Source organism: Pseudomonas sp. B6001, assembly GCF_013386015.1.
Classification (GTDB): Bacteria; Pseudomonadota; Gammaproteobacteria; order Pseudomonadales; family Pseudomonadaceae; genus Aquipseudomonas.
This window is the reverse complement of sequence record NZ_JACAOX010000021.1, coordinates 1-21,377: the sequence shown is the minus strand read 5'-3', so window position 1 is coordinate 21,377 and position 21,377 is coordinate 1. Positions and strand designations below refer to the sequence as shown.

Genomic DNA, 21,377 nt, shown 5'->3' with positions numbered 1-21,377 from the left:
CCGACCAGACCTCTGGAGAATACGCATGACCCTTTCTCATCACGTCGCGGTTATTACCAGCGATGAACAAGCCCTCATTGTCGCCAGCGACCTGGCCGAAGACTTCCGCCGCGACAGCGCCTTGCGTGACCGTGAACGCCGCCTGCCCTTGCCTGAGCTGGACGTGTTTTCCCGCTCCGGCCTGTGGGGCATCAGCGTACCCAAGGAGTTCGGCGGTGCCGGCGTTTCCAACGTCACCCTGGCCAAGGTCACGGCACTGATTGCCCAGGCGGATGCGTCCCTGGGGCAGATCCCGCAAAACCATTTTTATGCCCTCGAAGTGCTGCGGGTGAACGGCAGCCCGGCGCAGCAAAAACGCCTGTACGCCGAAGTGCTCGCCGGCCAGCGCTTCGGCAATGCGCTGGCAGAACTGGGCACCAAGACCGCCCACGACCGCATCACCAAGATCACCCGCGACGGTGACGGTTTCCGTATCACCGGCCGCAAGTTCTACTCGACCGGCGCGATCTACGCCCAACGTATTCCCACGTCCGTGGTGGACGAAAACGGTGTGCAGCAACTGGCCTTTGTCACCCGTGACAGCGAGGGCCTGAGCGTGATCGACGACTGGAGCGGCTTCGGCCAGCGCACCACCGGCAGCGGTTCGGTGGTGTTCGATAACGTGTGGGTCGCGGCCCAGGACGTGATCCCGTTCCAGAGTGCCTTTGAGCGCCCGACCACTGTCGGCCCGCTGGCGCAGATCCTTCACGCCGCCATCGACACCGGCATTGCCCGCGCAGCCTATGAGGATGCGCTGCACTTCGTGCGCACCAAGACCCGGCCGTGGATCGACGCCACCAGCGACAAGGCCACCGAAGATCCGCTGACCCTGAAAAGCTTCGGCCACTTGAGCATCCGCCTGCACGCAACCGAAGCCCTGCTGGAACGCTCAGGCGAATTCCTCGACCGCGCCCAGGCCGACAGCAATGCCGGCACCGTCGCGGCCGCATCCATCGCGGTCGCCGAAGTGCGCGCCCTCAGCACCGAGATTTCCCTGGCGGCCGGCAGCACCCTGTTCGAACTCGCCGGCAGCCAGGCGACCCTCGCCGAACACGGCCTGGACCGCCACTGGCGCAACGCCCGGGTACACACCCTGCACGATCCGGTGCGCTGGAAGTACTTTGCTGTGGGCAATTACTACCTCAACGATGAAAACCCGCCACTGCGGGGGACTATCTGATGGCGAAGAAAAAGATCCTGCTCAATGCCTTCAACATGAACTGCGTCGGGCACATCAACCACGGCCTGTGGACCCATCCACGGGACAACTCGACCCAGTACAAAACCATCGAGTACTGGACCGAACTGGCGCAGTTGCTGGAACGCGGACTGTTCGACGGGCTGTTCATCGCCGACATCGTCGGCGTGTATGACGTCTACCAGAACTCGGTGGACGTGCCGCTCAAGGAAGCGATCCAGCTGCCGGTCAACGACCCGTTGCTGCTGGTCTCGGCCATGGCGGCGGTGACCAAAAACCTTGGCTTCGGCCTGACCGCCAACCTCACCTACGAACCGCCGTATCTGTTCGCCCGGCGCATGTCGACCCTCGACCACCTGAGCCGTGGCCGGGTGGGCTGGAACATCGTCACCGGCTACCTCGACAGCGCCGCCAAGGCCATGGGCCTCACCGAGCAGGTCGAGCACGACCGGCGCTACGACCAGGCCGACGAATACCTGGAGGTGCTCTACAAACTCTGGGAAGGCAGCTGGGAAAACGACGCGGTGATCAACGATCCGCAGGCGCGGGTGTATGCCCAGCCGGAGAAGGTGCACAAGGTCGAGCACAAGGGCGAGTTCTATCAGGTGGAGGGTTATCACCTGTGCGAGCCGTCGCCGCAACGCACGCCGGTGCTGTTCCAGGCGGGCAGCTCCGACCGTGGACTGCTGTTTGCCGGGCGTCACGCCGAGTGCGTGTTCATCAGCGGGCAGAACAAGGCCTCGACCAAGATCCAGGTGGACAAGGTGCGCGCCAGCGCCGTGGAAGCCGGGCGCAACCCGGACGATATCAAGGTGTTCATGGGCCTGAACGTGATCGTCGGCGCCACCGAAGAAGCTGCGTGGGCCAAGCACGCCGAGTACCTGAGCTACGCCAGTGCGGAAGCCGGCGTGGCGCATTTTTCGGCATCCACGGCGATTGATTTTTCACAGTACGAAATCGACGAACCGATCCAGTACGTGAAGAGCAACGCCATCCAGTCCGCGACCAAGAACCTGCAGAACAATGACTGGACCCGGCGCAAGTTGCTTGAGCAACACGCTCTTGGCGGGCGCTACATCACCCTGGTGGGTTCGCCGGCACAGGTGGCGGATGAACTTGAATCATGGATCAGCGAAACCGGCCTGGATGGCTTCAACCTGACGCGCATCGTCACCCCGGAAAGCTACGTCGACTTTATCGAACTGGTGGTGCCGGAGCTGCAGCGCCGGGGCTCGTACAAAACCGCGTATGAGACCGGGACGTTGCGGGAGAAAGTCTTCCACCACTCGGCGCACCTGCCTGAACAACACACCGGCTCCACCTACCGCCACTGAACCAAAATGTGGGAGCGGGCTTGCTCGCGAAAGCGCTGTATCAGTCGCCGGATGCATTCACTGACACACCGCTTTCGCGAGCAAGCCCGCTCCCACAGTTGACCGAGTTGTTTGCACTCACACCTTATGACTGGAAATCCACTATGAAAAAAACATTGCTCAGCCACCCAGTCAAAGCACTGGCTCTCGCCCTCGGATTGTTCAGCTCGGCGGTATTCGCCGCTGACGCTCCCTTGAAAGTCGGCACCACCGCCGCCTTCGCCATTCCCCTGGAAGCCGCCGTCGAAGAGGCCGGCAAACAGGGTTTGAAAGTCGAACTGGTGGAATTCACCGACTGGATCGCACCCAACGTCAGCCTGGCAGCCGGCGATATCGACGTGAACTACTTCCAGCACATCCCGTTTTTGGAAAACGCCAAGGCCGCTGCAGGCTTTGACCTGGTGCCGTACGCGCCGGGCATCATCAACAACGTCGGGCTGTATTCGAAGAAGTACAAGAGCATCAACGACCTGCCCCAGGGCGCCAGCGTGGCGATTGCCAACGACCCGATCAACAGCGGTCGCGGCTTGCAACTGCTGGCCAAGGCCGGCTTGATCACGCTCAAGCCGGGCGTGGGCTACAAGGCCACTGAAGAAGACATCGTCACCAACCCGAAGAAGATCAAGATCCTGCAAGTCGAAGCCGTGCAACTGGTGCGCGCTTATGACGACGCCGACCTGGTGCAGGGCTACCCGGCGTATATCCGCCTGTCCAAGACCTTCGATGCCGAGTCGGCGCTGCTGTTCGACGGCCTCGACCATCCGGAATACGTGATCCAGTTCGTGGTCCAGCCCAAGAGCAAAACCGACCCGCGGGTGATCAAGTTCGTCGACATCTACCAGCACTCGCCGGTGGTGCGCGCCGCGTTGGATAAATCCCTTGGCAAGCTCTACCAAGTCGGCTGGGAAGATAAAAAATGACCGCCGCCCACTCTCAACTGCGCGACCTGGGCTTGCCGCCCAGGGACGCCGAGCAGACAGAACTGCACCCGGACCTGAACCGCGCGCACGTGCGCTTTATCAACCTGGGCAAGACCTATGACGGCCAATCCGTGCCCGCCCTGCAAGGCATCGACCTGGCGATCCAGCGCGGCGAAGTCTTCGGCATCATCGGCCGCAGCGGCGCCGGCAAGTCGTCGCTGATCCGCACCATCAACCGCCTGGAACAACCGAGCAGCGGCCGGGTATTGATTGACCAGGTGGACATCGGCGACTTCGACGAAGACCGCCTGGTCGCCCTGCGCCGACGCATCGGCATGATCTTCCAGCACTTCAACCTGATGTCGGCCAAGACCGTATGGCAGAACGTCGAACTGCCGTTGAAAGTCGCAGGCGTGCCCAAGGAGCAGCGCGAGAAGAAGGTGCGTGAACTGCTGGAATTGGTCGGCTTGCAGGATAAGCACAAGGCTTACCCGGCGCAGCTGTCCGGCGGGCAGAAACAGCGGGTGGGCATCGCCCGCTCACTGGTGCATGACCCACAGATTCTGTTGTGCGACGAAGCCACTTCAGCGCTCGACCCTGAGACCACGCAATCCATCCTCGGCCTGCTGCGGGAGATCAACAAACGCCTGGGCTTGACCATCGTGCTGATCACCCACGAAATGGCCGTGATTCGCGAAATCTGCGACCGCGTGGTGGTGCTGGAACACGGCCATGTGGTCGAGCAAGGTCCGGTGTGGGAAGTGTTCGGCAACCCGCAGCATGAGGTCAGTAAAACCCTGCTGGCGCCGCTGCAACATGGCCTGCCTGAAGAGTTGCAAAGCCGCCTGCAGGCCAATCCGACCTCAAAGGACGCCGCCGTGGTGCTGCGCTTGCAACTGACTGGCAGCGCCGAAGACGAACCCGATCTTGCTGCGTTGTTCAGCGCCCTCGGCGGGCGCGTGCGCTTGCTGCAAGGCGGTGTGGAACGCATCCAGGGCCACGCCTTGGGGCAATTGCTGCTGGCGGTGAGCGGCTCGTCCCTGACCGCCGAAGAACTGCGCAGCCGCGCCGGGCGCTGGGCACAACAGGTGGAGGTGCTGGGCTATGTGGTTTGATCGTTTATTGCAGGGCGCCATCGACACACTGTTGATGGTCGGAGTGTCGTCGTTGATTGCATTGCTGGTGGGGATTCCGCTGGCGGTGTTCCTGGTGACCAGCGACAAGGGCGGCATCTATCAGGCGCCTGCCTTGAATCGGGTGCTGGGGGCGTTCGTTAACCTGTTCCGCTCGATCCCGTTTTTGATTTTGATGGTGGCGCTGATTCCGTTCACCCGGTTGATCGTCGGCACCACCTATGGCGTGTGGGCGGCGGTGGTGCCGTTGACCATCGCGGCCACGCCGTTCTTTGCGCGGATCGCCGAAGTCAGCTTGCGCGAAGTCGACCACGGCTTGATCGAGGCGGCGCAGGCCATGGGTTGCCGGCGCTGGCATATTGTCTGGCATGTGCTGCTGCCGGAGGCGCTGCCGGGGATTGTCGGCGGGTTCACGATTACCCTGGTGACGATGATCAACTCCTCGGCCATGGCCGGGGCAATTGGCGCCGGTGGGCTGGGGGATATTGCCTATCGCTATGGCTATCAGCGTTTTGACACGCAGATCATGCTCACCGTGATTGTGCTGCTGGTGATCCTGGTAGCCGTGATTCAGTTGGGCGGCGATCGGTTGGCCAGGGTTCTGAACAAGAGGTGAGGTATAGTCGGGCCATCTCAGCGCCCGGTATAACCTGCCATGAAACTCGCCCCCGACGACCTCGACCAGATCACCTCCACCACCCTTGGCCACTACAACAAAGTGGCCGAGGATTTTCGTGAAGGCACCCGCGATCACGATGTGAGCCAGAACATTGATGCGTTGCTGCGGCATATCCAGGGCGACGCACCGTTTACCGTGCTGGACTTCGGCTGCGGGCCGGGGCGGGATTTGCAGACGTTTACCCGCATGGGCCACATCGCGGTGGGGCTCGATGGTTCGGAGCGCTTTGCACAGATGGCCCGGGAAGACAGCGGCTGTGAAGTGCTGCAACAGGACTTCCTGAAGCTGGATTTGCCGGCCGGCCGTTTCGACGGGATCTTCGCCAATGCGGTGCTGTTTCATATTCCCAAGCAGGAACTGCCGCGCATTCTTGGGCAGTTGCATGGGGCGTTGAAGGTCGGTGGAGTGTTGTTCAGCTCAAACCCTCGGGGTGAAAACCAGGAGGGCTGGAATGGGCCACGGTATGGCTCGTATCACGACTTGCAGGCGTGGCAGGAATTGCTGACGGCTGCGGGGTTTGTGGAGCTGGAGCATTACTACCGGCCAGCGGGATTGCCTCGGGAACAACAGCCGTGGCTGGCAAGTGTGTGGCGCAAGCTGTAGGTCTTTGTTGTTTGGGCTTACGCCTTCGCGAGCAAGCCCGCTCCCACATTTTGGAATGCATTCCCCTGTGGGAGCGGGCTTGCTCGCGAAGGACTCACAGCCGCCACTCATCCACCTGATACACCACAGCCTGGGCGCCAGGCACAAAAGCCGTAATACGCCCCTCAGCAAAATTCGCCACCAACCGCGTTCCATCGGCAAACGTGGTCTGCTGCACCTGTTTATCTTCGGTCAGCCAGCGAAAATCGGTCATCGCCTGAGTCGCCAACCGCTCATGCAGCGGCCGGAAGAACGCGTCCTGGCGCTGAATCACCGACAAGCGCTGCTTCACCGTCGCCGCACTCAGGTGATACAGCGGCGGCACGTTGTAGAGCAGCTGCGTCAGCTCGTTTTCGGCCCGCACGTTGCTCAGTTTCAGGCTGTCGAACAGCCAATGGTGGGTGGTGATCACCGAGCCATGGAACACCGCCTGATACAGCGGCAGGCGCATCGTCGGGTCAAAGTAGACCGTGCGAAACGGCTCTTTCAACGGCACCGACTTGAAGAACACCGCCGGCTGTTCCGGCGGGTACCAAGCCCCGACGTAATACGGCGACTGCCTGTCCTTGGTCATCTCACGATCACCCCAGCCCAGCACCGGCGTTTGCATGCCGTGGGCAAACAGGATGCCTCGGGCGGTGATCGCGTTGCCGTCCTCGGAACCTGCCGGCAACTTCAGCGCCGTATTGATCCAGCGGGCCGCATCGATATTGCCTTCGGCGTTTTGTGCCTGGGTCATGCTCGCACCCGTGCGATAGCTGTCGAACAACATGCTGGTGGCATAGGCGTCGAGGAACCAGGCGTTGAGCCCGGACTTGGCCTGCACCGCCTTGATCCGCGCCTCCAGCAACGGCCGCACGCAGCGCGGGTCGGTGTAGTGGCCGGACTTCTGGAAGCCTGTCTTGAGCTGGCCGCCCTTCAACACGATCGCGCACTCGCCATAGGCCTTGCTGCCCAGGTGCGCGGTGGTCCAGTCGGGATTTTCGGTGGCAGACAGTGCCGTTTCATAAGAGTCGTAGGGCGCCATCAAGTAACCGGCGTCGACCCCGGTCTTCACCGCCTCAGGATGCCAGAGCCCGCCTTCCCAGCCTTCGCCCTGGGTCACCAGCAGGCGTTTGAGGCCGGCGCCTTTCAGCGTGTTGGTGACGGACAAGGTGTTGCCCCAAGTCTCAGGCGTGGCGCTCAAGGCACCGGCAAAGGCCACGGCCAACTCACGACGCAGCGCACCATAGCCATCAGCGAGTTGGGTCATATTCGGCTCGGTGGAGGGCTGCCAGCTTTGCCGGGCCTTTGTGTTGATCGCCGCGTTCAGGCCGCGCAGCAGGACAGCCTGCTCATAGGGTTGCTTGACCTGCCGAACCTGCGCAGCCTCTTTGTCCAGCAAGCCATTCAATTCAGCCGCCAAGCCTTTACCGCTGCGTAGCAGCTTGAGCAGTTGCGGCCAGTCGCGCACATCCCCCGGAGCCAGCAGATCATTGCCCCACAGGTAGATATGGCTGGCGCCCAGCAGCTTTTCCGCTTCCGGGGTTTGCCGCAACTTGTCCGCCAACGGTTCAAACAGCCCCTGCTCCACCAGCCACTGGTGATAACGCTTGGCGCCGGCCAGCGGGTCGCTTTCGCCCAGGTGCAACAGAACGGTCATCGGTGCCGCGGGGTCCAGCGTGGTGAATTCATGGAACGCGGACAACGCCAGTCCTTTGCCGTCGGCCTGCCAGTGCAGACGGTTGTTGTAAGGATTGGTCATCAGCCAGTTGAGGGTAAACGCGCCGTGATCCACGCCCCACAGCGGCAAGCTGAGGTCCTGAGTGGTGTTGACGTCGCCCTGCTCCAGCAGGAAGTCCTGCCACACACCATTGCCCGCCGGCACGTAATGCCCTTCGGCCAGGGGCCAGATCAGGCCCTTGCCCATGGCGCTGGCGGGTTGGCGCAGGATCGCCAACTCACCGGCATCACGGGCGGTAATCGTCAGGGCAAGATCCCGTTGCTCGAGGGTGGCGCTCAGGCGATAGGCGCCATCGTCCCATTGCCAACTGGCCTGACGGGTGCTTTGGGAGAGCTGGTTGACCCTGTGCGCAGGGCCTCCGCTTGAAGCCTGCACGGCGGTCTTGTCGCTGGGGATAACGTGGATCGCAAGGGTCGCCGGGTCGATCTCAACCCGCCACAGGGCGTTCTCCAGCACCGTGCCGGCAAGGGCCACGGGCGACAGTAACAAGCTACAAACCAGCAGGAAACAACGCATGGGGCAGGCCTTGGCAAAAGGATCAGGCCCGGAGGGTAAAACAATTGATCGGGTGCGAAGGGCAAAAAAATGTTTCAGGGAACATTCCCACGTCCGTGTAGGAATGTCACCGCTGTGGCTGTCAGGCTTGTTCTTTCTTCGGCTCGCGAATCTTGTACCAGGCCACGTACAGCGCCGGCAGGAACAGCAGCGTCAGCAAGGTGGCGATGATGATCCCGCCGATCATCGCGTAGGCCATCGGGCCCCAGAACACTTCACGGGCGATAGGGATCATGCCCAGGCTGGCCGCTGCTGCGGTCAGCAGGATCGGCCGGCGCCGGTGTTCGGTGGCTTCCACCACCGCGTCCCACGGCGTGTAGCCGTCGCGCTCGTAGGCGTCGATCTGCGTCACCAGGATCACCGAGTTACGGATGATGATGCCGATCAGCGCAAGGATCCCGAGAATCGCCACAAAGCCCATGGGCGTGCCCGTGGGAATCAGCGCCAACACCACGCCAATCAGCCCCAGCGGCGCCACGCTGGCCACCAGGAACATCTTCTGCACGCTGTGCAGCTGGATCATCAGGAAGGTCGCCATCAGGAACAGCATCAACGGCACGACCCTGGCAATCGGGCCCTGGGCCTTGCCGCTTTCTTCCACGGTGCCGCCGGTGGCGACCTTGTAGCCCACCGGCAACCCAGCACTGAACTTGTCGATGTCCGGCTTGAGCTGTTTCACCAGGTCGGTCGGCTGCATGTCGTCGCGCACCGCCGCCTTGATGGTGATGGTCGGCTTGCGGTCGCGACGCCATACCAACGGCTGTTCCAGCTCATAACGCACGGTGGCGAACGCCAGCAGCGGAATAGAGGTGCCGTTGGGTGTGACGATCTGCAGGTTCTGCAAGGTTTCCGGCGTACCGCGTTCGGCATCTTCGGCGCGGCCGACCACGTTGATCAGGTAGATATCGTCATGCACCTGGGTCACCGACGCACCGCTGACCACGCTGTTCATCAACTGCGCCACGTCTTCCGACGACAGCCCCAGTTGCCGCGCCTTGTCCTGGGCGATGTCCACCCGCAGGACTTTGCCCGGCTCGTTCCAGTCGTAGATGATCTCGCCCATGTGGGTATTTTTATCGAGCATGGTCGCCAGTTCGATCGCGTGTTTGCGCACCTGGTCGATGTCCTTGCCAGACACCCGGTACTGGATCGGACGCCCCACCGGCGGGCCCATTTCCAGTGGCTGCACGAAGCTGCCCACGCCGACAAAATCTTCCCGCAGGCGTTTTTGCAGGCGCGCAATCAAGGCGCCGCGCTCTTCCAGGCCCTTGCTGACGATCACCAGTTGCGCGTAGTACGGGTTCTCCAGTTGCTGGTCCAGGGGCAGGTAGAAACGGATCGCGCCCTGGCCGATATAGGTGCTCCAGCGGGCGATGTCCGGGTCGTCCTTGATGATCGCCTCAAGACGGTCGACGGCCTTGCGGGTCTCGTTGATCGAGGCGTTTTGCGGCAGGTTGAGGTCGACGAGAATTTCCGGACGGTCCGAGGACGGGAAAAACTGGTTCTGCACAAACTGCATGGAAAACACCGACGCTACAAACAGCAGCACGGTAATGCCAATGGCCCACCAGCGGTTACGCATCGCCCACAGCATGCCGCCATTGAACGCCCGGCCCACACGGCCCGGCTCGGCATTGTGGGGTTTTACCTTGCTGCTGAGGATATGCACCCCGAGCACCGGCGCGAACAATACCGCGACCACCCACGACACCAGCATCGCCACGGCAATCACCGCGAACAGCGTGAAGGTGTACTCCCCCGCCGAACTGGCGTTGAGGCCAATCGGCACAAACCCGGCGACGGTCACCAGCGTGCCGGTCAACATCGGGAACGCGGTGGAGGTGTAGGCGAACGTCGCCGCCTGCTCCTTGGTCTCGCCTTTTTCCAGGCGCGTGATCATCATCTCCACGGTGATCATCGCGTCGTCCACCAACAGGCCGAGGGCGATGATCAACGCGCCCAGCGACACCCGCTGCATGGTGATGCCGCTGTACTCCATGAACACGAACACCAGCGCCAGCACCAGCGGGATCGAGCACGCCACCACCAACCCGGCACGCACGCCGAGGCTGATAAAGCTCACCACCAGCACGATGATCACCGCCTCGAACAACGCGCTGGTAAAGCCGCCGACGGCCTCCTCCACCACTTCGGCCTGGTCGGAAACCTTGTGCACGCCCACACCCACCGGCAGGTCGGCGGTCAGGTCGTCCATGCGTTTGTGCAGGGCCTTGCCGAAATCCTGGATGTTGCCGCCCTTCTGCATGGCGATGGCCAAGCCGATGGCGGGTTTGCCGTTGAAGCGGAACATCGGCGTCGACGGGTCGACATAGCCACGGGTGATTTCCGCCACGTCGGCCAGCCGATAGAAACGGTCATTGAGCCGCAGGTTGACGTTGGCCAGGTCCTTCTCCGAGGCGAACTGCCCGGAGGTGCGCACCGAAATCCGCTCCGGCCCGGCCTCGATCACCCCAGCCGGGGTCACGGCGTTCTGCGATTGCAGGCTCTGCACCACCTGGCGCTGATCGATCCCCAGCGCTGCGAGTTTGCGGGTGGAGAAATTCAGGTAAATCACTTCGTCCTGCTGGCCGATCATCTCGACCTTGCCCAGCCCCGGTACCGAACGAATTTCGGCGCGCACCTGCTCCACGTAATCGCGCAGCTGGCGCATCGACAGGCCGTCGGCGGTAAACGCGTACACCGAGCCGAACACATCCCCGAACTCGTCGTTGAACGCCGGCCCCTGCAAGCCTTGGGGGAAGCTGCCGCGAATATCGTCGATCTTCTTGCGGACCTGGTACCAGATCTGCGGGATGTCCTTGGCGCTGGTGGTGTCCCGCAGGAACACGAACACCGTGGACTCGCCGGGCCGGGTGTAGCTCTTCACGTAGTCGAGGGAGTCCAGCTCTTCGAGTTTTTTCTCGATGCGGTCGGTGACCTGCTTGAGGGTTTCTTCCTGGGTCGCACCCGGCCAGCGGGTCTGGATCACCATGGTCTTGATGGTGAACGACGGGTCTTCCTCGCGACCGAGGTTCATGTACGAGAACACGCCCATCAGCAGCGCGACGAACATCAGGTACCAGACGAAGGACTGATGCTTGAGGGCCCAGTCGGATAAGTTGAAGCTCCCTTTCATCGCGGGCTGTCCTCGTCGATTTTAACTTTTTGCCCGGGCTTCAGGCTGTTCACGCCGGCACTCACCACCCGCTCGCCGGGTTTGACGCCGGCGTTGAGCAAGGCGCTGTCGGCGTCACGGCTGACGATGCTGACGTCACGGGGCTGTACTGTCTGGCTTTGGGTGTCGATGACCCAGATGCGGGTCTTGCCGTCGGCTTCCTGCAAGGCGCTGAGGGGCAGTTCGATACGCGGCGCGATGGCTGAACTCAGGGTCACGCTGATGGCGGTGCCAAGGCGGAACGCGGGCGGTGTTTCCGCCAGGGTCAGGCGGGCGCGACGGGTGCGCGTGGCGCTTTGGGCCTGGGGTTCGATCTCGCGCACGGTGGCGGTGGTGCTGACCGTGGGGTCCATCTGCCCGGCGACCAGGAACACCACATCCGGCGGCAGGCGTTCGGCGAGGCCGGCGGGCAAGTCGATGACGGCTTCCTTGATGTCCGGTCGTGCCAGGGTCACCACTTGCTGCCCGGCGCTGACCACCTGGCCGGCCTCGGCATTCCAGGCGGTGACGATGCCTGCATGGTCGGTGCGCAGTTCGGCGTAGTTGAGCTGGTCCTTGGCCTGGTTGACCGAGGCCCTGGCCTGATCCAGGGAAGCCTGGGTGGTTTTCAAGTCGGTCTGGGCGATGTCCAGTTGGGCCTGGGCGCCGACGCCACGGTTGAACAATTCCTGCTGGCGACGCGCATTGGCCTGGGCGTTGATCCACTGTGCCTGGACCCGGGCCAGGTCGCCCTGGGCGGCGCGCAACTGGTTCTGTTGATCGGTGGGGTCGAGCACGGCGAGCAACGCGCCCTGCTGCACTTCAGCGCCCACGTCGACCGCGCGCCGGGCGATACGGCCTGGCACACGGAAACCGAGATTGCTTTCGTAGCGGGCCTGGATCGTGCCGGCGAAGCGGCCGAGGTTTTCCTGGTCCTCGGCTTTCACTTCAATCGACAGCACCGGGCGCACCGGTTCCGGTGCCGGTTCTTCCTTGGAACACGCCATCAACAGCAGGCTGGCGGCGAGCACACACGTCAACTGCTTCATGGCTGCACTCCCTGGGCCTGGGCCTGATCCGGCGGCTGGGCGATTTCCACGATCATGCCGGGATGCAGCAATTGCCCGCCGGCCACCACGACTTTTTCGCCGCCCTTGAGGCCGTCGCTGATGATCACCTTGCCGGTCAGGTAACGCGCGACCGTGACCTTGTGCAGTTGCGCCTTGCCGTCGTCGTCCACCAGCCAGACAGCCGGCGCACTGATGTCTTTGGTCAAGGCAGCCCACGGCAATTCGATGCTGGCCTTGGCCGGCCCGTTGGCGGTGGCGCTGACCACCGAACCCAGTTGCATGCCCTTGGGCAGTGCGTCGAGGGCGATTTTGACTTGCACCGTGCCGGTATTGGCGGCAACGGCCGGGGTGACTTCGCGCACCTTGCCCACGGCGGTGATCTGCGGATTTTCCAGCAGGCTGACGGTAATCGGTTTGTCCGGCGGCGGCTCCACCAGCAGCGATTCATAGACGTTGAACACCGCGTCGCGCTCGCCATCCCGGGCCAGGCTGAAAATCGGCACGGTGGCCTGCACCACCTGGCCCACCTCGGCCTGGCGGGCGGTGATGATGCCCGGCGCGTCGGCGACCAGCGAGGTGTAGCCCAACTGCTCGCGGGCATTGGCCAACTGCGCCTGGGCCGCGGTCAGCGCGCTCTGGCTGCTGCGCAACGCGGCCTGGGCAGAGTCGTATTCGCTGCGGCTGGTGTAGCCCTTGGGCAAGAGTTTTTCCTGGCGCACAAACGCGGCGGCGGTCTGTTTGACCCGCGCCTGCTCGGCGACCACCTGGGCCTGGGCGGAGTCGACGTTGGTCTGCAAATCTTTCGGATCGAGCTTGGCCAGCACCTGCTTGGCGCTGACGCGGTCGCCGACATCCACCATGCGCTGGATGATCTTGCCGCCGACGCGGAACGACAGATCGGTCTGCACCCGGGCCTGGATATCGCCGGTCAAGGTCACGGCGGCGGCAAAGTCGGTGGACTTCACCGTCTGCACAAACACCCGGGAATGTTCCTTGGGTTCGGCTTTTTCCTGGCCGCAACCGCTCAGCAGCGCCAGCAGGCCAAGGCCGAGGATAAATGTGAGTTTGGGACCGCCCATGCAGGCTCCTTTTGCGTGATGCCGACGTGCCAGTGTCTATGCGACTGTGAGCTTAGAACAGGGTTCCTTATCTGCATGGAGAATCCCATAATCCAGGGGTTCCCAAACCGATAATTTTTCTCATGCTCAAGACCCTCGCGGTGGCCAATTACCGCTCGATCAACAAATTGGTGGTGCCGCTGGATCGGTTGAACCTGATTACCGGCCCCAATGGCAGCGGCAAGTCCAACCTGTACCGCGCCCTGCGGCTGCTGGCGGAGACGGCTCAGGGCGGCGTGATCAACGCACTGGCCCGCGAGGGTGGGCTGGATTCGACCTTCTGGGCCGGGCCGGAAAGCATCAGCCGGCGCATGCTCAGTGGTGAAGTGGCGGTGGAGCCCATCGTCCGCCAGGGCGCCAAGCGGCTGCGCCTGGGGTTTGCCGCAGAGGATTTCAGCTATGCGATTTCCCTGGGGTTGCCCGAGAAAACCTTGTCCTATTTTTCCCTGGACCCGGAGATCAAGAAAGAATGCATCTGGGCCGGGCATGTATTTCGCCCGGCGAGCCTGCTGGTGCAGCGCTCCGGCCCGATGGTACGTGCCCGCGATGGCCGCGCCTGGGATGTACTGGCCCAGCACACGCCGAACTACCACAGCCTGTTCGATCAGGTCGGCAGCCTGCGGGGTTCGCCGGAGGTATTGCTGCTGCGCGAAAGCATTCGCGGCTGGCGCTTTTATGATCATTTTCGCAGCGACGTCGACGCCCCGGTGCGCCAGCCGCAACTGGGCACGCGCACGCCGGTGCTGCATCACGACGGTCGGGATTTGGCAGCGGCGTTGCAGACCATTCGCGAGATTGGCGACCCGGACGCCTTGCAGCGGGCGATCAGCGATGCGTTTCCCGGCGCGCGGTTGAATATCGAGCCATTGCAGGGCGGCCGTTTTGCCATCGAGTTTTATCAGGAAGGGTTGCTGCGGCCGTTATCGGCGGCGGAGCTGTCGGACGGGACCTTGCGCTACTTGCTGCTGGTGGCGGCGCTGCTGACGCCGAGGCCACCGACGATGATGGTATTGAACGAACCGGAAACCAGCTTGCACCCGGACCTGTTGCCAGCATTGGCGCGGCTGATCATCCAGGTGTCGCAGCAGTGTCAGGTGTGGGTGGTGTCCCATGCCAGCCGCTTGATTGCGGCGTTGCAGCAGGATGAAGGGTGTAATTCGATCGTGCTGGAGAAGGTGATGGGGCAGACGCAGGTGGTGGGGCAGCGGGTGCTGGATGAGCCGGCGTGGCATTGGCCCAGCTGATGATCGTTCCCACGCTCTGCGTGGGAACGCATCACGGGACGCTCCGCGTCCCAGCAGCAGACGCGGAGCGTCCAAGGCGGCATTCCCACGCGGAGCGTGGGAACGATCATTGACGGGTCAACCCTGCCACTTCCCGCCTTCAACAATCACGCTTTCCGGCTTGGTGTCATCGCTCAGTTCCTTGCGAACATACTGGTCATACAGCTTGAGCAAATACTTCTCTTCGCCCAACTTCGCCAGCTCGGCATTCACCCAATCCCGCAATTCGATGTTGCCCTTCTTCACCGCCGGCGCAATCGGCGCTTCATCCCCCAGTTTCTGCTCCAGCACGCGATAGCCCGGGTTCTGCTTGGCCCAGCTGAACAACACCAGGTTGTCCTGGGCATAGGCATCACCACGGCCCGCCGACAACGCTTGCAGCGACTCGGAGTTTTTCTCGAACTTCAGCAGTTTCCAGTCCGGGTGGTTCTTGGTCAGCCAGATATCCGCGGTGGTGCCGGTGGTGACGATGGTGGTGCGGGTCGCCAGGTCGTCCAGGCTCTTCACCGAGCTGTCCTGCGGCACCAGGGCCTGCACCGCGACTTTCAGGTTCGGGTTGGTGAAGTCCACCGCTTCCTTGCGCTCCGGCGTCACCGTCATGTTGGCGAGGATCAGGTCGACCTTGTCACTTTGCAGGAACGGAATGCGGCTCGCCGGTTCTACGGCGACGAATTCAACCTTGTTCTCGTCGCCCAGCAGGTCCTTGGCGAAACGGCGGCCGATGTCGGTATCGAAGCCGACATAGCGGCCGGACTCATCCACGAAACCAAACGGCGGCTTGTCGGTGAATACGCCGACGATCAGCTTGTCCCGCGCCTTGATCTTGTCGATGTAGCTCACGGCAGCGGGTGCCGGGGTGGCAGCGGCAGCCGTCTTGGCGGGCTCTTCGGACTTATTGCAGCCGGCCAGCAAAGCGAGGCCGAACAGGGGGAATAACAACTTGGCAGTTTTCATGACAGCTCCAGTTCCTTGGTTCTTTTGGGCAGTGTTGAAACGAAGGAGAACTTCTCCAGGAACTGCTGCGCGCGTGCGGTTTGCGGGTTCGTAAAGAATGCCTCGGGGGTGTTTTGTTCGAGGATGCGGCCGGCCTCCATGAACACCACGCGGTCGGCGACGGCGCGGGCGAAGGCCATTTCATGGGTGACGATCAGCAGCGTCATGCCGTCCCGGGCCAGGCCCTGGATCACTTCCAGTACTTCCTTGACCATCTCCGGGTCGAGGGCGGCGGTGACTTCGTCAAACAGCATGACCTGCGGGTTCATGCACAACGAGCGGACGATGGCGATGCGTTGCTGCTGGCCGCCCGAGAGCTGGCGCGGGTAGGCGTCACGCTTGTCCGAGAGGCCCACCCGTTCCAGCAGTTTTTCTGCCTGGGCCCGGGCTTCGCGGGGCTCGCGCTTTTGCACTTTCAGCGGGCCGAGCAGGAGGTTGTCGAGCACGCTCATGTGCGGGAACAGGTGATAACTCTGGAACACCATGCCCACGTCCTGGCGCACCTGGCGCCAGTCGGTGGCCTTGTCCAGCAGCTCCTTGCCGGCAAAACGCAGGCTGCCGCTGTGGGCCACTTCCAGGCCATTGAGGCACCGCAGCAAGGTGCTTTTGCCGCAACCGCTGGGGCCGAGGATCACCACCACTTCGCCGCTTTGCACACTCAGGTCGATGCCGTCGAGCACCTGCTGGTCGCCGAAAAACTTGTTGAAACCCTGGAACTCGATCAATGCGCTCATGCTTGGGCCCAGCGCCGTTCCAGCACCTTGGAGGCGGCCGACAACGGGTAGCAGATAAAGAAGAAAAACAGGAACAGCGCGCCGTAGATCAATACCGACTCGTAGGTGCGCTCGATGATTTGCTGGCCGACCTTGATCACGTCCACCACACCGATCAGCACCGCCAGGGAGCTGGTCTTGATGATGCGGGTGTAGACGTTGATGGTCGGCGGGGTCATGCGTTTCAGGGCCTGGGGCAACAGCACGTAGCCGTACAGTTGCGGGTCCGACAGGCCAATCGACAGGCCGGCTTCACGCTGGCCACGGGGCAACGAATGCAACGCACCGCGCACCACTTCGCCGACTTCACTGGCACCCCACAGCGACAACACCAGCACGGCGCACCAGAAGCTCGGAATGCTCAGGCCAAAGAAAATCGGCAGGCCGAAGAACAGCAAGTACAACCACACCAACACCGGAATGGCGCGGAACAGCTCCAGGTAAATCCGCAGCACCAGGTTGATCGCTTTCGAATTCAACGTGCGCAGTACGCCATACACCACGCCGCCGACGGTGCTGAAGGCGATGCTCAAGAACGAGATCGACAGGGTTTGCGCCGCGCCCTTGCCCAGTTGCGGCAAGGACACCCAGAGTAATTCAAGACCCGAACTGGCCATGCTGGAGCCTCCTTTCAAGGCGGCTGAGCAGCAGCGACAGCGGCAGGAATAACAGCACGCAGATCAAGGTGAGCACCGCGAGCATTTCGTAGGTTTTGTAGTAGAGGGCGATATAGCTTTTGGTGGTGTAGAGAATCTCCGGCACCGCCACCGCCGACACGATCGTGGTTTCCTTGAGCAGGAAAATAAAGTTCGCAAACAGCGCCGGCAGGCTGAGGATCCCGGCCTGGGGCAGGATCACATGGCGCAGCAGTTGCCAGTGGGACAGCCCGATGGACTTGCCCGATTCGATCTGTGCCAGCGGCACCGCCTCGACACCGGCGCGCAGCACTTCCGTGAGGTAGGCGCCGCCGAGAAAGGTCATGGTGATGATTGCCGCCCAGAACCCGGAGATATTCAGCCCCAGGGCCGGCAACGCGAAGTAGACGAAAAACAGTTGGATCAGCAGCGGTGTGTTGCGCGCCAACTCCACGTACAGCGCCACCAGGCGCCACACGTAGGGCGTGCGAAACACCAGCAGCGCGGCGTTGATCAAGGCCACCAGCATGGAGGTGCCAATGGCGATCAGGCCGACTTGCAGGGTAACGCCCACGGCCTTGAGAAACGCCGGCAGCGTGCTGAGGATAAATGCGTAATCGAAGGTCATCTGAAATCCCTGACGCCGCAGGAGTAAAGCGGCGTTGGTGCGGTCCGGTCCAGCGTGGGTAACGCCGGGTAGCGCCGACTTTAAAGGTATAAAAAGCAAAATTTAAATACCGAAATAGCATATTGATATCACCCAAATAGATAACCTGCGGATTCGCGGTGCAGATGGATGACAGCTACTGTTCCCGGGGAAGTAGGAAGGGTCTTTTTATCGGAGCTGCACTTCAGGGATAGGCAGCGCGTGGCCAGACTGACGGCCAACCAACAGGCGAGGGAATGAGCGATGAACGAGGCAAAACCGATTGATCCGCAGGAACTGGTGAAGTGGCTGGTGGCGCTACGCAGGGCCATTAACAGTCGAAATATCTGAGCTGACACAGTCCCAAATGTGGGAGCGGGCTTGCTCGCGAATGCGGTGTATCAGTCAGCAGATGTGTTGGCTGACCCACCGCATTCGCGAGCAAGCCCGCTCCCACATTTCGATTGTGTTCCAGCCATAAAAAACGCCGACGCTGTAGAAGCCGTCGGCGTTTAAACCTTGAAGGAGGTTTTTGGGTTCGATCAGAACGCCGGCACGACCGCGCCGTTGTATTTCTTCTCGATGAAAGCTTTCACTTCAGGGCTGGTCAGGGCTTTGGCCAGCTTCTGGATCGCGTCGCTGTCCTTGTTGTCCGGGCGGGCAACCAGGAAGTTCACGTACGGCGACTTGGCGTCTTCGATGATCAACGCGTCCTTGGCCGGGTTCAGGCCGGCTTCCAGGGCGTAGTTGGTGTTGATCAGGTCCAGGTCAACCTGGTCCAGGACGCGTGGCAGCAGCGCCGATTCCAGCTCTTTGAATTTCAGGTTTTTCGGGTTGCTGGCGATGTCTTTCGGCGTGGCCAGGGCGTTGGTCGGGTCTTTCAGGGTGATCACGCCAGCCTTTTGCAGCAGTAGCAGGGCACGGCCGGAGTTGCTGCCTTCGTTCGGGATGGCCACGGTGGCGCCATCTTTGAGCTCAGAGATGTTTTTGATTTTTTTCGAGTAGCCGCCGAAGGGTTCAACGTGCACACCCACTACGGTGACCAAGTTGGTGCCTTTACCCTTGTTGAAGTTTTCCAGGTACGGCAGGGTCTGGAAGTAGTTGGCGTCCAGACGCTTCTCGGCCACCTGTACGTTCGGTTGTACGTAGTCGGTGAAGACTTTGATTTCCAGGTCCACGCCTTCTTTGGCCAGGGTCGGCTTGACCAGCTCAAGGATCTCGGCGTGCGGGATCGGGGTAGCGGCTACCACCAGTTTCTCGTTGGCCTGGGCGAAGCTTGCAGTCAGGGCAGCCGCCAGTGCGGTAAACAACAGAACCTTTTTCATGCAGTGTCCTTATCGAAAATCCGGGTCGTCTGGGACGGCCGCTTTTTTAGTGGATGCCAGCGAAGTGCTATCGCGGCGTGCAGCGGACAATACCGAGGTTTTTTATTCCAGAACAATACTTTTTATTCACTTTGATATTCCATTTTGTTCATGCAGGAGCCCGTCTTGCCGGCGATGGCGGTCTTGAGCCTTGCGATGCTCCTGAGGACGCCATCGCCGGCAAGCCGGGCTCCTACAAAACAGCGTGTTCTTTCAGATAGCTTTTCAGGGCTTCAACCTCGGCGGCGCTGGCGTGGCCAAGAATTCGCCGCACCTGCTCCACAGGTGAGCCCGCCACGGGCAGGTTCAAATGCTCAGGCAAAATCTCGTCGCCACTGCTGACCAGCAAGGCAAAGTGAATCACGTTCTCCAACTCCCGGGTGTTGCCCGGCCAGCTGTGATGCTCCAGCACGCGCTGGGCTTCGTCGCTGATCAGCGGCACCGGCAGGTCGAGGCGCTGGCTGTAGATGCCGAGGAAATATTCGGCCAGTGACAGGATGTCGCCCACCCGCTCGCGCAGTGCGGGCAGCTCCAGTTGGCCTTCGCTGAGGTAATGGAACAGGCGCTCATGAAACTTGCCGGCCGCCACGGCCTGGGCGAGGTCGATGCTGGTGGCCGCCACCAGCCGCACATCCACCGGGCTTGGCTGATGGGCGCCGACGCGAGTGACTTCGTGGTTTTCCAGCGCCGCCAGCAGCTTGACCTGGATTGGCAGCGGCAAGTCGCCGATTTCATCCAGGTACAACGTGCCGCCGTTGGCCGAGCCAAACCAGCCGGCGCGGCTGCTGGCTGCGCCGCTGTGGCTGCCTGCGGCGTAGCCGAACAGTTCGGCGTCGGCGTATGTCGGGCTGATGGCGCCGCAATTCACCGAGACAAACAGGCCGGTGCGGTCGCTGCCACGGTGGATATGCCGGGCGAGCAACTCCTTGCCGCTGCCGGTTTCGCCGCGGATCAACACGGGCAAGGCACGGGGGGCGAGGTTTTCGAGGTCTTCACGCAGTTGCCGCGAACGCGGGTCGACAAACACCAGCGCCTTGGCACGAATGCTCAGGGGGCTTTTTTCGGCGTCGGGGAAGGTCAGCAGGGGCTGACCGAAGGTTTCATGCAGGCTCATGGCAGGCTCCCGCCCCATCCACGAAGGGGAAGGGGCGTTTAAAAAATTTTATGCACGGCGCCGGGAGTGATGTTCCAGGCGATTTTGCAGGCGATAGAGGTAGGCGAAACCCTGTTCCCAGCGTTGATGGCCGGACTTCACGTTGATGTGCCCGGCGCCCGCGAGAATTCCCGCTTCGGCGCCCCAGTTACGTGCCAGTTCCAGGGCGCGGGTGGCGCTGACGGCGCTGTCGTTGTCGGAGCTGACGACCTGGCTTGGGAAGGGCAACAGGTGGCTGGGGATTGGCGCAAAGTTACGCAGGGCGGGTGCGCAGGCAGGGCGTTCGACATCGGCCGGGGCCACCAGCAGGGCGCCGCGTACCTGACGCAGGAATTGCACCGGTGCGGTGGCCGCCCAATGGGCGACGGTGATGCAGCCCAGGCTGTGGGCGATCAGAATCACCGGGGTGCTGTCGGCGGCGATGGCTTCGGCCAGGGCGGCCACCCAGTCTTCGCGGCGTGGGGTGAGCCAGTCGGCCTGCTCCACGCGCGCGCTGTTGGGCAGGCTGTTCTGCCAATGACTTTGCCAATGATCTTCTGGCGATCCTTGCCAGCCCGGCACGATCAGATAACGAATCGACTCGCTGTGCATGGGTGTGCCCTCCTGCAGCGTTTAACGTTGTGGGTCAGTATAGGCACGGGGTATATATTCGTTAAGGAATAAGAAGCTATTTATTAATAACCAAAATGTTTGTTTGAGAGTGATGGGGGGTTTAGGGGGATGGGGGTACATATCCGTTTCTTCGGTTATGGCCGCTATTGGTTCCGCTCTTACAGCGGCTCACTTTTGAAGAGCGCAAAAGTAAGCAAAACGCTCTTGCCCCACCACTCGGCACCTCGCCTAGGCTCGGTGTGCCTAAGATCAAAATCAAAAGCTAAAGCGGGCACGGTTCAAATGTGGGAGCTGGCTTGTCGGGTCGCCGCATC

Annotated in this window: 18 protein-coding genes; 7 read left to right on the top strand and 11 right to left on the bottom strand. The window is 62.0% G+C overall.

Annotated features, from left to right (window positions below; translation table 11 throughout):
• The first annotated feature begins 25 nt into the window (after positions 1-25).
• The 6 genes from HX821_RS23680 (at position 26) to HX821_RS23655 (ending at position 5,945) form a co-directional block, all read left to right on the top strand.
• The gene (locus HX821_RS23680; RefSeq protein ID WP_177036512.1) at positions 26-1,219 is read left to right on the top strand and encodes an SfnB family sulfur acquisition oxidoreductase; all 1,194 of its coding nucleotides are present in this window, start codon (positions 26-28) and stop codon (positions 1,217-1,219) included.
• A complete protein-coding gene (locus tag HX821_RS23675; RefSeq protein WP_177036511.1) occupies positions 1,219-2,571 on the top strand; it encodes an LLM class flavin-dependent oxidoreductase in 1,353 nt (450 codons plus the stop codon). Before HX821_RS23680 ends, HX821_RS23675 begins: the two co-directional genes overlap by 1 nt.
• A 143-nt stretch (positions 2,572-2,714) precedes the next feature.
• Positions 2,715-3,530 (top strand): MetQ/NlpA family ABC transporter substrate-binding protein, encoded by an 816-nt coding sequence (locus HX821_RS23670; protein WP_003211844.1) that lies wholly within the window; start codon positions 2,715-2,717, stop codon positions 3,528-3,530.
• On the top strand, positions 3,527-4,645 hold the full coding sequence (locus HX821_RS23665) for a methionine ABC transporter ATP-binding protein (RefSeq protein ID WP_003211842.1): 1,119 nt from the start codon (positions 3,527-3,529) through the stop codon (positions 4,643-4,645). Before HX821_RS23670 ends, HX821_RS23665 begins: the two co-directional genes overlap by 4 nt.
• Positions 4,635-5,279 carry a methionine ABC transporter permease gene (locus HX821_RS23660; protein WP_003211840.1) on the top strand — a complete coding sequence of 215 codons (645 nt, stop codon included), beginning with the start codon at positions 4,635-4,637 and terminating at the stop codon, positions 5,277-5,279. The genes HX821_RS23665 and HX821_RS23660 overlap by 11 nt, the downstream gene beginning before the upstream one ends.
• A 39-nt stretch (positions 5,280-5,318) precedes the next feature.
• Complete coding sequence (locus HX821_RS23655) at positions 5,319-5,945, top strand: bifunctional 2-polyprenyl-6-hydroxyphenol methylase/3-demethylubiquinol 3-O-methyltransferase UbiG (RefSeq protein ID WP_177021017.1); 627 nt, start codon at positions 5,319-5,321, stop codon at positions 5,943-5,945.
• A gap of 94 nt (positions 5,946-6,039) precedes the next feature.
• Here HX821_RS23655 and HX821_RS23650 read toward each other — a convergent pair whose 3' ends face one another.
• The 4 genes from HX821_RS23650 to HX821_RS23635 form a co-directional block, all read right to left on the bottom strand.
• Positions 6,040-8,223 (bottom strand): glycoside hydrolase, encoded by a 2,184-nt coding sequence (locus HX821_RS23650; protein WP_177036509.1) that lies wholly within the window; start codon positions 8,221-8,223, stop codon positions 6,040-6,042.
• Positions 8,224-8,344: 121 nt separating this feature from the next.
• Positions 8,345-11,398, bottom strand: coding sequence for an efflux RND transporter permease subunit (locus tag HX821_RS23645; RefSeq protein WP_003211834.1), 3,054 nt, complete (start codon positions 11,396-11,398; stop codon positions 8,345-8,347).
• The gene (locus tag HX821_RS23640; RefSeq protein ID WP_003211833.1) at positions 11,395-12,465 is read right to left on the bottom strand and encodes an efflux RND transporter periplasmic adaptor subunit; all 1,071 of its coding nucleotides are present in this window, start codon (positions 12,463-12,465) and stop codon (positions 11,395-11,397) included. Before HX821_RS23640 ends, HX821_RS23645 begins: the two co-directional genes overlap by 4 nt.
• Positions 12,462-13,565 (bottom strand): efflux RND transporter periplasmic adaptor subunit, encoded by a 1,104-nt coding sequence (locus HX821_RS23635; protein WP_003211832.1) that lies wholly within the window; start codon positions 13,563-13,565, stop codon positions 12,462-12,464. The genes HX821_RS23640 and HX821_RS23635 overlap by 4 nt, the downstream gene beginning before the upstream one ends.
• A 122-nt stretch (positions 13,566-13,687) precedes the next feature.
• Between HX821_RS23635 and HX821_RS23630 the strand changes: the two genes are divergently transcribed.
• Positions 13,688-14,848, top strand: a complete 1,161-nt coding sequence (locus HX821_RS23630; protein ID WP_102606019.1) for an AAA family ATPase — start codon at positions 13,688-13,690, stop codon at positions 14,846-14,848.
• Between the two features lie 117 nt (positions 14,849-14,965).
• Here HX821_RS23630 and HX821_RS23625 read toward each other — a convergent pair whose 3' ends face one another.
• The 7 genes from HX821_RS23625 to HX821_RS23595 form a co-directional block, all read right to left on the bottom strand.
• Positions 14,966-15,841 carry a transporter substrate-binding domain-containing protein gene (locus tag HX821_RS23625; protein ID WP_008435828.1) on the bottom strand — a complete coding sequence of 292 codons (876 nt, stop codon included), beginning with the start codon at positions 15,839-15,841 and terminating at the stop codon, positions 14,966-14,968.
• Entirely contained in the window at positions 15,838-16,614 is a 777-nt protein-coding gene (locus tag HX821_RS23620; RefSeq protein ID WP_003211829.1) for an amino acid ABC transporter ATP-binding protein, read from the bottom strand. The genes HX821_RS23625 and HX821_RS23620 overlap by 4 nt, the downstream gene beginning before the upstream one ends.
• Positions 16,611-17,270: an amino acid ABC transporter permease gene (locus tag HX821_RS23615; RefSeq protein ID WP_008435829.1), complete on the bottom strand. Its 660-nt coding sequence runs from the start codon at positions 17,268-17,270 to the stop codon at positions 16,611-16,613. Before HX821_RS23615 ends, HX821_RS23620 begins: the two co-directional genes overlap by 4 nt.
• Positions 17,251-17,916 carry an amino acid ABC transporter permease gene (locus HX821_RS23610; RefSeq protein ID WP_003211825.1) on the bottom strand — a complete coding sequence of 222 codons (666 nt, stop codon included), beginning with the start codon at positions 17,914-17,916 and terminating at the stop codon, positions 17,251-17,253. Before HX821_RS23610 ends, HX821_RS23615 begins: the two co-directional genes overlap by 20 nt.
• A 560-nt stretch (positions 17,917-18,476) precedes the next feature.
• The gene (locus HX821_RS23605) at positions 18,477-19,259 is read right to left on the bottom strand and encodes a MetQ/NlpA family ABC transporter substrate-binding protein (RefSeq protein WP_063033612.1); all 783 of its coding nucleotides are present in this window, start codon (positions 19,257-19,259) and stop codon (positions 18,477-18,479) included.
• 232 nt (positions 19,260-19,491) lie between these two features.
• A complete protein-coding gene (locus tag HX821_RS23600; protein ID WP_003211821.1) occupies positions 19,492-20,412 on the bottom strand; it encodes a sigma 54-interacting transcriptional regulator in 921 nt (306 codons plus the stop codon).
• Positions 20,413-20,460: 48 nt separating this feature from the next.
• The gene (locus HX821_RS23595) at positions 20,461-21,042 is read right to left on the bottom strand and encodes an alpha/beta hydrolase (RefSeq protein ID WP_003211820.1); all 582 of its coding nucleotides are present in this window, start codon (positions 21,040-21,042) and stop codon (positions 20,461-20,463) included.
• Positions 21,043-21,377 lie beyond the last annotated feature (335 nt).

Excerpts from the sequence above, each read along its gene's own strand:
- HX821_RS23680 (WP_177036512.1), top strand. The coding sequence starts at position 26 with ATGACCCTTTCTCATCACGTCGCGGTTATTACCAGCGATGAACAAGCC.
- HX821_RS23675 (WP_177036511.1), top strand. The coding sequence starts at position 1,219 with ATGGCGAAGAAAAAGATCCTGCTCAATGCCTTCAACATGAACTGCGTC.
- HX821_RS23670 (WP_003211844.1), top strand. The coding sequence starts at position 2,715 with ATGAAAAAAACATTGCTCAGCCACCCAGTCAAAGCACTGGCTCTCGCC.
- HX821_RS23665 (WP_003211842.1), top strand. The coding sequence starts at position 3,527 with ATGACCGCCGCCCACTCTCAACTGCGCGACCTGGGCTTGCCGCCCAGG.
- HX821_RS23660 (WP_003211840.1), top strand. The coding sequence starts at position 4,635 with ATGTGGTTTGATCGTTTATTGCAGGGCGCCATCGACACACTGTTGATG.
- HX821_RS23655 (WP_177021017.1), top strand. The coding sequence starts at position 5,319 with ATGAAACTCGCCCCCGACGACCTCGACCAGATCACCTCCACCACCCTT.
- HX821_RS23650 (WP_177036509.1), bottom strand. The coding sequence starts at position 8,223 with ATGCGTTGTTTCCTGCTGGTTTGTAGCTTGTTACTGTCGCCCGTGGCC.
- HX821_RS23645 (WP_003211834.1), bottom strand. The coding sequence starts at position 11,398 with ATGAAAGGGAGCTTCAACTTATCCGACTGGGCCCTCAAGCATCAGTCC.
- HX821_RS23640 (WP_003211833.1), bottom strand. The coding sequence starts at position 12,465 with ATGAAGCAGTTGACGTGTGTGCTCGCCGCCAGCCTGCTGTTGATGGCG.
- HX821_RS23635 (WP_003211832.1), bottom strand. The coding sequence starts at position 13,565 with ATGGGCGGTCCCAAACTCACATTTATCCTCGGCCTTGGCCTGCTGGCG.
- HX821_RS23630 (WP_102606019.1), top strand. The coding sequence starts at position 13,688 with ATGCTCAAGACCCTCGCGGTGGCCAATTACCGCTCGATCAACAAATTG.
- HX821_RS23625 (WP_008435828.1), bottom strand. The coding sequence starts at position 15,841 with ATGAAAACTGCCAAGTTGTTATTCCCCCTGTTCGGCCTCGCTTTGCTG.
- HX821_RS23620 (WP_003211829.1), bottom strand. The coding sequence starts at position 16,614 with ATGAGCGCATTGATCGAGTTCCAGGGTTTCAACAAGTTTTTCGGCGAC.
- HX821_RS23615 (WP_008435829.1), bottom strand. The coding sequence starts at position 17,270 with ATGGCCAGTTCGGGTCTTGAATTACTCTGGGTGTCCTTGCCGCAACTG.
- HX821_RS23610 (WP_003211825.1), bottom strand. The coding sequence starts at position 17,916 with ATGACCTTCGATTACGCATTTATCCTCAGCACGCTGCCGGCGTTTCTC.
- HX821_RS23605 (WP_063033612.1), bottom strand. The coding sequence starts at position 19,259 with ATGAAAAAGGTTCTGTTGTTTACCGCACTGGCGGCTGCCCTGACTGCA.
- HX821_RS23600 (WP_003211821.1), bottom strand. The coding sequence starts at position 20,412 with ATGAGCCTGCATGAAACCTTCGGTCAGCCCCTGCTGACCTTCCCCGAC.
- HX821_RS23595 (WP_003211820.1), bottom strand. The coding sequence starts at position 21,042 with ATGCACAGCGAGTCGATTCGTTATCTGATCGTGCCGGGCTGGCAAGGA.